This is a genomic window from Rhabdobacter roseus, from assembly GCF_014202275.1.
GTDB classification, from domain to species: Bacteria; Bacteroidota; Bacteroidia; order Cytophagales; family Spirosomataceae; genus Rhabdobacter; species Rhabdobacter roseus.
In genome coordinates this window covers 307,179-321,088 of sequence record NZ_JACHGF010000003.1, presented here as the reverse complement: position 1 = coordinate 321,088, position 13,910 = coordinate 307,179, and the positions used below count along the sequence as shown (strand labels likewise).

Genomic DNA, 13,910 nt, shown 5'->3' with positions numbered 1-13,910 from the left:
TTTTGTAAACTAGGTTACAAGTAAAATTTTATAACTCCAAAAACCAGCTTTTCAAATGGTGAACCTCCAAGGGCTATCCAGCACGTGGTGCCCTTTGGTCTAAGGCCGGGGAAAGCCGCAAAGTACCCCCTCAGCCTCTGGGGAACATCGCCAGGTAGTGGGGAGAGGGCTCAAGTACCCCTCCGCTGCGGCGATAGTATTCTTCATCGAGCGCAAAGGTACCCTGGTTCATCCGTGTCCAGGGCGCGTCGGGGGCGGGATGGTAAGTTTGCATGTGGGGCCAGTTCAGGTAGTTCATGTCCCCGTTGGTTTCCAGCAGGCCCATGCCCAACTCCGGAAAGGGAGCCAGGCGGGCGGCCACGTTTTTGTTCCAATCCACCAGGATGGGGTTGGCGGTGAGGTCGGCGCAGAGGCAAGGTACCTGGCGTTCGTGGGCCACCTGCGCTATCTCGAGCGTGCGGCTCAGCGTTTTGGCAATGCCTTTCAAAACCAGCGCGCCGTAGCCCTGCTCGAGGCGTTGCCGTGCCGTGTCGGCATCATGAACACTCTCGTCCGCCGCAATCCGCACGCCCAGATCCGCCACGTTTTCGTGGTACTGCTCCGGGAAGGGTTCTTCAACGAACAGGATCTGCTCCGCCGCGCCGATTTTTCGGGCGTGATCCAGGTACCTGGCCAGCGTTTCCTTTTGCTCGTAGCGCCCGTTGGCGTCCAGCGTATACCACACCTTGCCCTGTGCGGTTTGGGGCGTACTGCACGTGCCGAGGACCGCGTGGATGTCGGTGAGCCGGGCCAGGTCTTTTTCCAGCATTTCCGACTGGCTACCCGGCTGTCCGGTCTTGATTTTAAATACAAAGTACCCCTGCTCCACGGCCTGCCGCAGTTCGGCGACGGGCATGCCGTAGGGTACCTGAAACAGCACCGCTACGTTTGCGTTGCGGTGAGCCAGGGTGGGCCGGTAGCTTTCCGGGAGCATGTCCTCGAAGCGACGGAGGCCATGCTCCGCGGCATAAAGCAGCCAGGCGGCGTTATCAATGCTTACCAGAGCATTTAGAATAAAATTCTCGTGCAGATCGGGTTTGCCCGTCAGTGTAATCGCCTCGGCCCGAAGTGCCGGGAATAGGGTACTTTGAAGGTCCAGCGGCGTGTGGAAAGGAATCTGCCTGACCAGCCGGAGGGCTTTCTCGGTGAGGGCGTACATGAGGGCGTTCCCGCCCGCCTCGGAGTAGGAGGCAAACAGCTCCGCATCGCCGTAGAGTACGCTTTGGGTAGCGAGGCCAATCTGGTGGTGGGAGGTGGTACTGAGCTGGCTTACCGTTTGCCAGAGCTCGGTGAGGTACCCCCCTTTGAAACCAAAGGGCCGGATGAGCTTTTCGCGTTCGAAGTTTGACTGGGTACCTATGACCCGAATCGGCCTGGTAGCTGGATGCATAGCGAGGTACTTTGTTAAGCCCTATTCCGGGCAGGTGCTTACAGCTGAGATAGGGTGGCGGGCATGCCTTGTTGTTGCCAGGCGTGCACAAAGGCATCGTCAACGAGCTGCGGGTAGGCCGCCGTGACGCGGTCGATCTCCTCGTGCTGGCCGGGCGAAAGTTTTTCCTCCGGGTTTAGGGTCCAGGTTCCGGCCAGGATACCTTGCCGCCGAAGTACCTCGTGAATGCCCGGAATGCAGCCATGAAAGGCGTGGCCCGGATCAAAAATAGCGGCGTTCATGTCGGTGACCTGGATGTTGCGGCTCAGCAGCTCGGGTGCGTTGGCGTAGCCGCTGTCCACGCAGGCTTTTACTTCGGCCAGGAGGGCCACGGCTTGCTGGGTCCAGACGGCCCAATGACCCAGCAAGCCCCCCACAAACCGTTTTTCAACCAGCGCGCCGTCTAGCTCAAAGCGATAGGGCGTGAGCAAATCGGCCACAATGTTGTCGTCGTTTCCCGTGTAAAGAGCCACGCCGTGGGTGCGGTCCGAGCCGCAGAGAGCCCGCACTACGTCCAGGGTTTGGTAACGGTTAAAGGCCGCTACCTTCACCGCCTGCACGTTGGGGATGTTCATGAACTGCTTCCAGAAATCGTAGCTAAAGGCGCGTCCGCCAATGGCCGTTTGGAGGTAAAAACCAAAGACCGGGATGATGTCCGAAATCGTCCGGACGTGCTCAATGACTTCTTTTTCCGAAAGAGTATCCAGGCCTGCCATGCTGACCAGGCCCAGGTCGTATCCGTACTTGACCGCCAACGTGGCTTCCCGACGAGCCTGCGCGGTGGAGCCGCAGACCCCCGCTACCTTGATAAAGGGGCGGGTGAGCTGGGCCTGGGCAATCTCCTCGGTGGCCAGCCTATAGACCGATTCCAGCAGGTTTATTTCCGGGTTTCGGATTTCAAATTGCGTGGTATGAACGCCCACGGCCACGCCCCCGGCTCCGCTCGCCAGGTAGTAGCGGGTCAGGGCCCGCTGGCGGGCTTCATCCAGGCCGAGCTGCTCGGTCAGGGCCAGCGGGTGCGCCGGTATGACAGTACCTTGGTGCAGTAATTCCTTTACGGCGGGGTTCAGAGCGGGGGTAGTCATGGCTTAGTAATTTCCTTTTCTTTCCTGAAAATGAGTTGGTTTATTAATGGTCTCACCGCCTTTAAGCAGCCAGTCGGCCGTGATCTGGATCATCTGCTTGAGGGTGGTACGGGGGTAGCCAAAGAGCCGGAACGACTCGGCGGCGTTGCTGAGCAGCGCCGTGGGCTGCTCTTCGTGAATAAACGTAGGTACTTGCTGGAAGTGGGCACCAAACTCGTGCGCGAGCCAGCGTAGGGAAACCGTTTCGGGACCGGTAATATTCAGGATTTTGGACGGAGCCTCGCAGTGCAGCAGCGAGCGCAGCGCCATTTCGTTGGCATCGCCCTGCCAGATGACGTTCACGTGGCCGGTGCTAAGGTCGATGGGTTGTCCCGCCAGCACGGCCTTGGCTACTTCCAGCAACACGCCGTAGCGAAAGTCAATGGCGTAGTTGAGGCGGTAAATCAGCAGGGGCGTACCGTAGACGGAAGAAAAATGCTGGAAGATGCGTTCGCGGCCCAGGCAAGACTGTCCGTACTCGCCCACCGGCTCGGCCCGGTGGGCCTCGGTAGCACCGCCCGAAAGTACCGAAGTGTACGGGTACACATTGCCCGTAGAATACACCACAATGCGGGAATCCCGGTACTTTTCGGCGACGCGGCCCGGCAGGTAGGTATTCATGGCCCAGGTGTAGGGTTCGCGGTTGGTGGTGCCAAATTTAGTACCGGCCAGGTACAACACATTTTTTACGAGAGGCAGCGCCTGGAGTTGTGCGTCGTCCAGGATATCGGCCACGATGGTCTCGATGCCCTCTTCGTTGAGCTGCTGGGCCAGACCCGGCTCGCCAAAGCGGGATACACCGATGACGCGCTTCGGTACCCCCGCCTGGCCCAGCGCCTGGCGGGCTAGCCGGGCTATGCTCGGACCAATTTTCCCCCCGGCTCCCAGTATCAGCAGATCGCCGTCGAGTGAGGCCAGTTCGGCCACCAGGGTATCCGAAGGTTTCAGTAAATCATGCATTTGGTCATTCATTTCCCAACAGTACGAGGTTAAAAAAATAGATTTTTGGCATTAGCCAGGGCCAGAATAATGAGCAGCGCCAGGCCCGCAAAGGCCAGTACGTTTTGCCAAAGGGTATTGACGAGCTCTTTCATCCGAATAAGGTCATTGGCAACCCGTATGAGCGCCACACCAATGAAAGGGACGATCAGGATGGTGATGCTCTGGGCAAATACAATGAGCTCCAGGGGTAGTTTGCCGAAGACGACGGCGATGGCCGCTCCCAGGATCATGACCAGCGCAATCAGCAGGCGAACCGGCCCGGAATGCAGCTGGCTGTTATAACCCAGGGCGTCGCCCAGCAACGAGCCTCCGATGGTGGCGTTCCCGATGAGGGAGGAAAAGGAGGCCCCAAATAAGCCGTACATAAACAGCGCTTTGGCCTGCGGACCCAGCAGGGGTTCGAGGGCTTTGGCCATATCCGTGGCGCTTTTTACCTCGATGGATTGTGGATTCAAAACGGCCGCCGCGCTGATGAGCACCATGCTCCCGATGAGCCCCAAAATCACGATGCCAGAGGTACTTTCCCGGTGGGCTTGCTTGCGCTGCTGGGCCTTCCAGCCCCTTTCCTGTACCAGGTACGACTGGTAGAAAGCCCCCACAACGGAAAACGTAGAAGCTACCAACGCAATGATCAACAGCTCCGAACCGGTAGGAACGATGGGGGAGAGGCCGGATAAAATACCCGTCAGGCTCGGGCGCGCCATCACTACCGTGCCCAGGAAGGCCACCAGCATCAGGCCCACCAGCAGCATCATTACTTTTTCCAGTACTTTATAAAAAGAGCGAAAAAACAGCAGCCCGATGCCAACGAGTGTCATGCCGATGATCCAGGGTATGGACGAAGTACCATACAGCTCGCTAAAAGCCAGTCCCACGCCGATGGTGTTACCGGCCTGAAAAGACGAAACGACCAAAAATACGCCGACACCCAGTAGGGTAGCTACCGGGTGTCCCCATTTTTCCCGGATGATGGTCAGCAGGCTGGCTTCGTTGGCCAGGCCGATCCGGGCGGCCATGCGCGTAAAAACGATCATGAATACCGTGGCAACCACGCTTACCCACAGCAATTGGTACCCGTAGAGCGAGCCGATTTTGGAGGCCAGCGTGAGGCTGCCCGGCCCAAAAACCAGCGCTGCCGTGATAATTCCCGGCCCCAGCGAAGCCAGCCATGAGCGTATTGCCTGATTCATACCCGATGCGTTTGCGGTTGAGATGGGCGAAAGCTACCCATTTTTTTTGAACCCAATACCTAAGTATCAGAACTTGGTATAAGGAATTGTCTAACGATTATATATATACGTAATCGGTTTATGAGCCCTCTTGCTACCACCAAGCCCGGCGGACTCTTACGCCTTACGGGCTTTTTCCAGGACACTCGCCAGCGTCACGGCGGCCCCGCCCCGGCGCTTGCTTTCGTCGGCGGCCTCCATGAACGCAAAAATCTCGATCGTTTCTTCGGGAGCCACGGGTACTTGGCCCGTCTCGAAGTACTTGATGATTTCGAGCAGCAGCGGCTGGTAGCCGTTGTAAGGGCCCAAGGTAGTATTTCCGTCCTGGGTATACACCGTGCCGCCGTAGTTGTGCTTGCCCGTCCGGGTACCCCGGAAAGTACCTACGCGGCCGTCGGCCCAGGTACCTACCACGATGTCGGTACCCTCGTTATGAACCCGCACTACGCTCTGGCAGCCGCGGCCCATCACCGTAAACAGCGTTTCGACGCCGTGCACGCCGTACCAGAAGAAATCCGGGTGTGTTTTTTCCAGCACGGCCGGGCTGTAGGTGTCGGCACCCACCACTTTGCTTTTGTCCAGCCCTTCCACGCCTTTGATGTAGCGCAGCGACGAGGCCGAGAAAAGGGGTACTTTGTATTTTTTGGAAGCTTCAAAAATTTTGAGGGTGTCGGACAGCGAGGCCGCAATGGGTTTGTCGATAAACACCCGCTTTCCGGCTTTAAGTACCTCCGTGGCTTGCTCCAGGTGCAGCCGCCCGTCGTTGGTTTCCAGCAGTACTACGTCTACTTTTTTGAGCAAATCCTGAATGGAATTTACGATTTCCACGTCCAGTTTTTTGACCTCTTCGATGTAGCCCGGAATCCGCTTGGTACTGGTTTCGATGTCCCGACTGCCGTAGGGGTAGGCGGCTACCACTTTATAGCCCAGCAACTCGCCGCTGGCGTCGGCGGCGTTAAGTACCTTGGTGAAGGCGGTACTGTGCGACGTATCCAGCCCGATGATGCCCACGCGCTTGCCGGGAGCAGGAGCGGCCAGGCCGGGTAGTTGGCCGGCCAGGCTAAGGCCCAGGCCGCTGAGGGCGGTTGTTTTCAAAAAGCGGCGGCGGTTATAGGAAGTATCCATGCGGGAGCTTGGTATAGGGAAAAGTAAGGGTTTGGAATAGCCGTTGATGTTAGAAACGGGTACGTACCCGAAAAGTAGGAAACTTTTGTTATTCTGCCTAATAAACCCCATTTATTTTTGAAAAAAGAGGTACTTAACGATGAAGAAAGAGATCAAAAGTACCAACGGAAGTAGATTCTGCGGGTACATTTGAAAAAGAGTAACCGAAGTACCTAGCGGCTCAGTTTCGGTAAAACTCGTGGTTCTCTTCGGTGATAATATCGATGGGCATGAAATGTACCTTGTCGATGCTGGCCGAAAATACCAGCGACTGGTATAGCGCCATGATACCCCGGTAGCCCTGCTCTTCGGGTTGGTGGCAAATCAGGAAATCAATGGTGCCCTGGCGAAGATGGGCTACGTTTTCGGGCAGAAAATCATAGCCAATCAGCAGCAGGTGCTGGCGGTTGGTCGCTTCCAGGAAGGTGGCTACCGTCGATACGCGGGAGTTGGTCACGAAGAGCGCCGCGAGGTCCGGGTGGGTAGCCAGCACGACCGCCAGCCCCGCCGCCACCGATGCGTAGTCGGTCTGGCCGATGTCCACGCGCAGGATCTCTTTTTCGGGCTGATGCTCCCGAAAAAATGCCCGGAAGCCTTCTTCGATGGGCAGGTAGTTGTAGTTAGCTACTTCCTTGGAAATATTCACCACCCCTACCTTGCCCGGCCGGGCCAGCCCGAAGGTAAGCAGGCGCGCGCCCAGGTACCCACTCTGGTAGAGCGGCGGCCCAATGTAGCAGAGGTTGGCCTGGTGGGGCAGGGTGGAGTCAATGTACACAAAGGGGATGTTGTTTTTCTGGCAATCCTGGCTGAACTGTGTCGCTTCCTCCAAAAAAGAAGGTGCTAAAAGTACCCCGTCTACGCCCGCAGCCAGAATCCGCTTTCCCTGCTCGGCAAACGAATGCTTATCGCTCAGGTCAAAGTGATACGGGCTGATCTGCACGCCGTACTGCTTGATTTCGCTCTCGGCCCGTTGAATGCCCTTGAGCGGGGCCGCCCAGAAATCCGTTTCCTGGGACTGGGGAATCAAAATGGCCAGGTGGAGGGTTTTGCGGGAAGCCAGCCGACTCGCCAGGATATTGGGCTGGTAGTTGAGCTCCTCGATGATCGCCATGATCTTGGTACGGGTCTTCTTCGATACGCCCGTCCGGTTGTGAATGACGCGATCGACCGTGGCAATGGATACATTGGCTCGGCGGGCAATCTCCTTTACGCCCATGTATTCGGTAGGTTTCTCCATAGTAGATGAGGTAGTTGAAAATAGCACTCAGGTACCTATGCTCCCGAGCGGGTAGTAGGGACCGTTTTTTTGGACGTATGCTTGCTAACTAAATTGGATTCGTACAAAAGGCGAATTAAAGCAAACGAAAATAATAGGGATATACAAATTGAAGGCTAAAATCAAGTAGTTTTTAGCTTCCGGGTCCTTGTCGTAGCGTAGTACGGATGTACTTTTTATTCCTAATCTCCCCATGAATCGTAGGAGTTTTATCGAACGCATTTCGACGGGTGGAGGCCTGCTGGTGGCCTCGTCCCTGCTGCCGAGCCTGGCAGCCCAGCCACCCGCCCGGGAGCTAACCGCCGACCTGGTGGTGGCCGGGGGTGGGTTAGGGGGCTGCGCCGCCGCGCTGGCCGCCCTGGAAAACAACCTGACGGTGATCCTGACCGAAGAAACCGACTGGCTGGGCGGACAACTCTCGCAACAGGGGGTCCCGCCCGACGAACACCGCTGGATCGAAACGCACGGGGCCACGCAGCGCTACCGCAACTTCCGGACGGCCATTCGCAACTACTACCGCCAGCACTACCCCCTTACCGACGAAGCCAAAACGCGTCCTTACCTGAATCCGGGCGACGGCTCCGTGTCGCGGCTCTGCCATGAACCGCGCGTGGCGGTGGCGGTGCTGACGGCCCTGCTGGCCCCTTACCTAAGTACCCGCAAGCTGACGCTGCTGCTGGAGCACAAGGTAGTAAGTGCCGACCGGACGGGCGACCGGGTGCGTTTCCTGAAAGCGAAGGATCTCCGTACCGGCCACGAGCGGGTACTTTCGGCCCCCTATTTTGTCGATGCCACCGAAACGGGCGAGCTGCTGCCACTCACCAAGACGGAGTTTGTAACGGGTACCGAATCCCAAAAAGAAACCAACGAACTGCACGCCCCCGAGCAGGCCGATCCCGCCAGCCACCAGGCCTTTACGGTTTGCTTTGCGATGGACTACCTCAAAGGCCAGAACCACGTCATCGACAAGCCGCACGAGTATGAATTCTGGCGTACTTTTTCGCCCCAAATGAAGCAGCCGTGGTCGGGCAGGCTGCTGGACCTACGCTATTCCAGCCCTTCTACGCTGGCTCCCAAAGCGCTGGGGTTTCATCCCGAAGGCCACCCCACGGGCCAGGACCTCAACCTCTGGAACTACCGCCGGATCATCCATAAGGCGAACTTTCGGGAAGGTACCTACCCCGGCGACGTGACGGTGGTCAATTGGCCCCAAAACGATTACTTTTTGGGAAATCTCGTAGAAGTAAAGGAGAAGGAATTCAAAAAACACCTGGACCGCGCCAAGCAGCTGAGCCTGTCGCTGCTGTATTGGCTACAGACCGAAGTACCCCGGCCCGACGGCGGCCAGGGCTGGCCCGGCCTGCGGCTACGCGGCGACGTGATGGGTACCGAAGATGGCCTGGCCAAGTACCCCTACGTGCGGGAGTCGCGCCGGATCAAAGCGTTGTTCACGATCCGGGAGGAGCACGTCGGGGCCGAAAACCGGGCGCTCATCACCGGCCAGAAAGCCGGCAATACCGCCGCCGACTTCCCCGACAGCGTCGGGATTGGGTACTACCACATCGACCTGCACCCCAGCAGCGGCGGCCACAACTACCTCGATTTCGGCTCCCTGCCGTTCCAGATCCCCCTGGGGGCGCTCATTCCCCGGCGCGTCGAAAACCTGCTGCCCGCCAACAAGAACATCGGCACTACGCACATCACCAACGGCTGCTACCGCCTGCACCCGGTAGAGTGGAGCATCGGCGAGGCCGTGGGGCTGCTGGTGGCGCAGGCTCTGAAGCAGCGGCAGATTCCCCGCGCCATTTACGAAAATAAAGACCAGCTCAACGCTTTTCAGGAGGTAGTGCGGGCGCAGGGCATCGAAACCCACTGGCCTCAGACGTAGGTACTTTGCGTAGCGGAAAGTACCTAGCCGCCCGCGTGGAGGTACCTGCCTGATTCTCCGAAGAAGAAACTACCGCTTGTCCACCGGCGCGCTGATGGCCCCCAGGTACCTACCCATCCAGTAAGGCAGCAGAAAGGTGTCGCCGGGGCTGAGGGTACTTTGGCCGTTGGCGGGGCGGTCGAGCTTGAAGAGGTTGCGGTTGTGCTTGAGCTCGGGACGCTCGTCGGGCGGAAGTACCTCCCTGAGCGTTTGTCCGCGGAAGTTGGCGGGTACTTTCTCGACGTCCTGCCGGTGGCTGTTCATAACTTGCCACTCAATCATATCCAGGGGAAATTCCCGCAGGTGCCAGACGGTCTCGGGTAGGTCAAATTCCCGCGCGCCCGTCATGGCGTAGCAGAGGTTCCAGAGACCGTTTTTCTCGGGGCGCTCCAGGTCCCAGTGCTCCCGGATGGCCGCCAGGTACTTTTGCTTCAGCTCGGGCGTAAACGCGTAGGGGTACAGGCACCAGTAGGCCAGGAAGTACATTTCGTCGTCGGAGTGGTTCCATTCCGCCGAGAGCTCCTTAGCATGAGCATCGGCGGTAGCGGGAGCCGGGCCGAGCTGGGTCATGGGGCGCAGCAGGTTTTCGAGGTACCCGTGCTTGTCCATGAGCTCGTAGGCTTTTTCTTTGTAAATCTCTTTTTTGGTAAAATGGTACGCCGCCTGCAAGAACCCAATCATATTGGAGGCATACAACTTGCGGTCGCCCACGTTGGTCGGGAAGCCATTGACGTACTCGGGGTTCCAGCGGCCCCAAAGGGTCGGTTTGCCGTCGAAGTCGATGAGGTACCAGTCGTTTTCGATGATGGTACTCATGAGTTCGTCCATGAGCGCAATGGCCTTTTGCCTGGGCTCACCGTCTAGGTGCTCGGCGATGAGCGTAAGCGCGAACATCTGGCCCACGGTCTGGTCGCTGCTGGTGGTGCCGCGCCAGTCCCAGGCGGGGTCGGCAGCGGCCGTCCAGCCGTGGGCGTAGGTACCATCCCACTGGGTGGGTTTGGTTTTGAAGTACCCCCGGCGCTCAAAACCCCGCGCAAAGTACCCCTTCATGCCCGTAATGGCAAAAAGCCGCTGCATGGCCTCGAACGACTCCAGGCAATTTTCCAGCGCCTCGGCCTCGCCCGTGACCTTGTAGCGAAAGAGCTGGCTCGCCAGGTACATGGACGTCCAGAGGTTGTCGCTATCGCGCTGGCCCATTTCCAGGGTACTTAGGTCGCCGTTTTTGAGGGTCGAAACGTCGCAATTGAAGCCGTAGCGAATGTGCCGCTGGCGCACCTGCTTTTCGTAGCGCAGGGCCTTCTGGTGGAGCGTCATTTCCTCAAAATGAATTTCCCCCAATCCTTTTTTAGTTAGAATAAGTAGGTTCCGGCCCTCGCCCTCGGCGATCTGCAGCACCTGGTTGTCGGGCGTCCAGCGCTCGCCGTAGTAGTAGTTGTACTGGCCGTCGGGCCGGAGCATAAAAGTACCCTGGCTGGACCCAAACCACCAGTGGCCGTGCGCGTAGGCAACGGTCGTGAGGTCGGGGCAGGGTAGTTTGGTGTTCAAAGTACCCTGCGGCTTAAAGTCGGCGGCACCAAGTACCTGGTAGCCCTTGGAAGTACCGGCGTAGATTTTCGAGTCAGCCACGTCGAAGCACGTAAGCGCGGCGTTTTGGTAAACGGTTCGTAGCTTTTTGTCGGCTAACGAAAGAGACGAAACTACCCCTTGGCTCAGCAGTAGGTACCGGTGGTGGGTGGCGTCGTACTTGAGGTCGCTTAGCGGCGGCTGGGGTACTTTTCCTTCCCAAAGTACCTGCTCGCCGCGGATGGCCCGCAGGGTACTTCCGTCGGAAACGAGAAAGGTGAAGTCGGGCCCGGCGGACAGGAAGCATGCCTGGGGTAGTTGATGCTGGATATAAAGTTTGCCCGCCCAGGCGTTGCTGAAAACGGTTTGATCGTCGAGATACACCAGCTGTTTTTGGTACAAGCCGAGGGCCGTCACGTTTTTGTCGGCGGTGGGTAGGTAGGCGCGGTCGGGCTGGAGCGAGCCGGGGTACTGAAACTGCCCGCCCTGCGGCCGCAGCAACCCCCGAGACGAAAGTACCTGTACCACCCCGTTGCGGTCGGCTTGGACCTGCCGGAGCTGCACGGTGCTGTCCGGCAGGTAGTACTTTACGCTAAAATCCTGCGCGTAGGGTACATCCCGGTAGGGCGCTGGCTGCGCGTGCAGAGCCGCCAGCGCGCCCAGGGACAAAAGGCTTAGGAACAGGTACTTCATGGTCAGTATCGTTTAGCTGATGCTCGCCCGGATTTGTAACTGCTGCTCGCCCGGATTTGTAATCAGGGCTTCATCTCCTAGCGTTTCAAACGCTATTCAGACACAACCCCTGATTACAAATCCGGGTTAGCGATTCACCGGCGCGCTGATCACGCCCAGGTACCTTCCGGCCCAGTAGGGCAGCAGCCAGATGTCGCCCGCGCTGAGCTCGGACGTGCCGCCGCGCCCGTTCTGGTCAATGGTGAAGCGCGTACGGTTGTGCCGGATCACGGGTAGTTCGTCGGGGGGGAGGATTTCCTTGGTCGTTTGCTTGTAAAAATTCGGCTCCAGCTGCTCGATGTCCCGGCGGTGGCTGTTTTGCATGCCCCATTCAATGAGGTCCAGTGGGTACTCCTGCAGGTACCATACGGCTTCGTTGAGGTCGAAGTTCGACACGCCCGTGATGGCCGTCAGGATGTTCCAGAGGCCGTCTTTTTCGGGACGCTCAAATTCCCAGTGGTCCAAGATGGCTTTCTTAAATTGGGTCTTGAGCGTGTCGTTGAATGCATAGCGGTACAGCCCCCAGTAGCCCATGTAGTACATTTCGTCGTCGGAGTGGTTCCAGCCGTCCGACATCTTCTTGGCGTGCTCGTCGGCGTCGGCGGGGGCCCGGCCGATGAGCTTCATGGGCCGCATGAGGTTCTCGAAGTACCCATGCTGTTTCATGAGTTCGAAGGCCTTCTGTTTGTATTTTTCTTTTTTGGTAAAATGGTAGGCCGTCTGGAGCATGGCCACAATGTTGGACGAATTGAGCTTGCGGTCGCCCACGTTGGTCGGGAAGCCGTTGACGTAGTCGGGATGCCAGCGGCCCCAAAGGGTCGGCTTACCGTCCCAGTCTACGAGGTACATGTCGTTTTTGACGATATGGCTCATGAGTGTGTCCAGCAGCGCCACGGAGCGGGCCTTGAGGTCTTTGTCATCAATGAGCTCGGCCATGGCCCCGAAGGCAAACACGTGCCCGATGGCCTCGTCGCTGCTGGTGGTCGACTTCCAGTCCCACTCGGGGTCGTCGGCGCGGCGCCAGGGTTTGTCGTCGTCTTTGTACCCGCGCCGCTCGAAGGAGCGCGACGGAAAGCCCGGCACGCCGTTGATGGTGTAGAGGCGCTCCATGGCCTCCAGCGACTCGCGGCAGTTTTGCAGGGCTTCGGGGTCTTTGGTGGCTGCGTAGCGGAATATCTCCCCGCCCAGGTACATGGTGGTCCAGAGGCCGTCGTTGTCGGAGTCGCGCAGGGAGCCGGTGGCCAGGTCGCCGTTTTTCATGCGGCCCAGCGTACCGTTGAAGCCGTGCCGGATGTGGCGGCTACGTACCTGCTTGTCGAAGAAAACGGCCTTGTCGTGCAGCGTCATTTTTTCAAAGACCAATTTGCCCAGTCCTTTATCCGTCAGGATCAGCACGGAGCCGTCGGGACCCCCACTGATGTGCACCACGCGGTCGGAGGGCAGCCAGCGCTCCGAGGCGTAGTAGTCGAATTTACCATCGGAGCGACGCTTAAAAGCACCGCGCGTGGAGCCAAACCAGAGCTGGTTGTCGAGCACGGCGAGGGTCGTGAGCTCGGGCCAGGGTAGTTTTTGATTCAAAGTACCCTGCGGCTTCCCGGTTTTGGCGTCCAGCTCCAGGTAACCGCCGGAAGTACCCAGCACGAGCCGCCCGCCGAAGAACTCAAAGCAGGTGAAATTCGTACCGCTGTGTACCTTTTGGAGTTTCTTTTCTTTTCCCGAAAACGAATACACCGACTGCCCCGTCAGTACCCAGAAAGTACCCGTGGTGGCGTCGGCTTTGAGGTCCAGGATCGGCTCGTTGGGCAGGTTTTGTTCCCAGGCCACGGCGTTGTTTTCCAGGTACTGGAGCTTGGATTTATTAGCGATTAAAAAATTGAAATCTTTCCCTCCGGCCAGCAGCCGGGCGTCGGGCAGGGTGTGCTTGGTGTACAGGTTGCCCGCCCAGGCGTTGCTGAACACGGCCTTGTCGTCGAGGTACACAAACTGCCCCTGGTAGAGGGTCAGGCCCGCTACTTTTTTGTCCGCCGTGGGTCGGTACGAAATGTCCTCGCGCAGGGTACCTGGGTACAGAAATGCCCCCGCGTGGGGTGCCCGCAGTCCGGCTCCGGAAAGTACCTTCACCACGCCGTTGCGGTCGGTATGTACCAGGCGGTATCCGGCCGTTTCGTCGGCGTAGTACTTCACGCTGTGCTCCTGCACAAAGGGTACATCCCGGTGCACGGGTTGTTTGGTTTTCTGTGCCCAGACGGGTTGTAAGCAAAGGGTTATTCCAATAAAAAGAAAAAAAGATTTCATGCGTCAATTCAATTATTTAAAAACATATACTCGCTGAAACTGGCTCAACTGGCTCGCCCTGATTTGTAATCAGGGCGTCATCTCCTGGCGTTTCAAACGCGATTCAGACCCAACACCCGATTACAAATTC

The 13,910-nt window shown here is 58.2% G+C and carries 9 protein-coding genes; 1 reads left to right on the top strand and 8 read right to left on the bottom strand.

The window, feature by feature from the left end; genetic code table 11:
- Positions 1-130: 130 nt before the first annotated feature.
- The 6 genes from HNQ92_RS11180 to HNQ92_RS11155 all read right to left on the bottom strand — a co-directional run bounded on the left by HNQ92_RS11180 (position 131) and on the right by HNQ92_RS11155 (position 7,224).
- Positions 131-1,429 carry an enolase C-terminal domain-like protein gene (locus HNQ92_RS11180; RefSeq protein ID WP_184174103.1) on the bottom strand — a complete coding sequence of 433 codons (1,299 nt, stop codon included), beginning with the start codon at positions 1,427-1,429 and terminating at the stop codon, positions 131-133.
- A 38-nt stretch (positions 1,430-1,467) separates the two neighbouring features.
- Positions 1,468-2,553, bottom strand: a complete 1,086-nt coding sequence (locus HNQ92_RS11175) for a dihydrodipicolinate synthase family protein (protein WP_184174102.1) — start codon at positions 2,551-2,553, stop codon at positions 1,468-1,470.
- A gap of 3 nt (positions 2,554-2,556) precedes the next feature.
- On the bottom strand, positions 2,557-3,552 hold the full coding sequence (locus tag HNQ92_RS11170; protein WP_246439992.1) for an NAD-dependent epimerase/dehydratase family protein: 996 nt from the start codon (positions 3,550-3,552) through the stop codon (positions 2,557-2,559).
- A 29-nt stretch (positions 3,553-3,581) separates the two neighbouring features.
- On the bottom strand, positions 3,582-4,784 hold the full coding sequence (locus HNQ92_RS11165) for an Nramp family divalent metal transporter (protein WP_184174100.1): 1,203 nt from the start codon (positions 4,782-4,784) through the stop codon (positions 3,582-3,584).
- A 156-nt stretch (positions 4,785-4,940) separates the two neighbouring features.
- On the bottom strand, positions 4,941-5,948 hold the full coding sequence (locus HNQ92_RS11160; RefSeq protein WP_184174099.1) for a Gfo/Idh/MocA family protein: 1,008 nt from the start codon (positions 5,946-5,948) through the stop codon (positions 4,941-4,943).
- Positions 5,949-6,168: 220 nt separating this feature from the next.
- Complete coding sequence (locus tag HNQ92_RS11155) at positions 6,169-7,224, bottom strand: LacI family DNA-binding transcriptional regulator (protein ID WP_184174098.1); 1,056 nt, start codon at positions 7,222-7,224, stop codon at positions 6,169-6,171.
- Positions 7,225-7,456: 232 nt separating this feature from the next.
- Here HNQ92_RS11155 and HNQ92_RS11150 point away from each other — a divergent pair, with 232 nt between their 5' ends.
- Positions 7,457-9,151 carry an FAD-dependent oxidoreductase gene (locus HNQ92_RS11150; protein ID WP_184174097.1) on the top strand — a complete coding sequence of 565 codons (1,695 nt, stop codon included), beginning with the start codon at positions 7,457-7,459 and terminating at the stop codon, positions 9,149-9,151.
- A gap of 69 nt (positions 9,152-9,220) precedes the next feature.
- Here the strand turns inward: HNQ92_RS11150 and HNQ92_RS11145 are convergent, their stop codons facing one another.
- Positions 9,221-11,446, bottom strand: coding sequence for a hypothetical protein (locus tag HNQ92_RS11145; RefSeq protein WP_184174096.1), 2,226 nt, complete (start codon positions 11,444-11,446; stop codon positions 9,221-9,223).
- Positions 11,447-11,572: 126 nt separating this feature from the next.
- Positions 11,573-13,780, bottom strand: a complete 2,208-nt coding sequence (locus HNQ92_RS11140; protein WP_184174095.1) for a hypothetical protein — start codon at positions 13,778-13,780, stop codon at positions 11,573-11,575.
- Between the last annotated feature and the right edge of the window lie 130 nt (positions 13,781-13,910).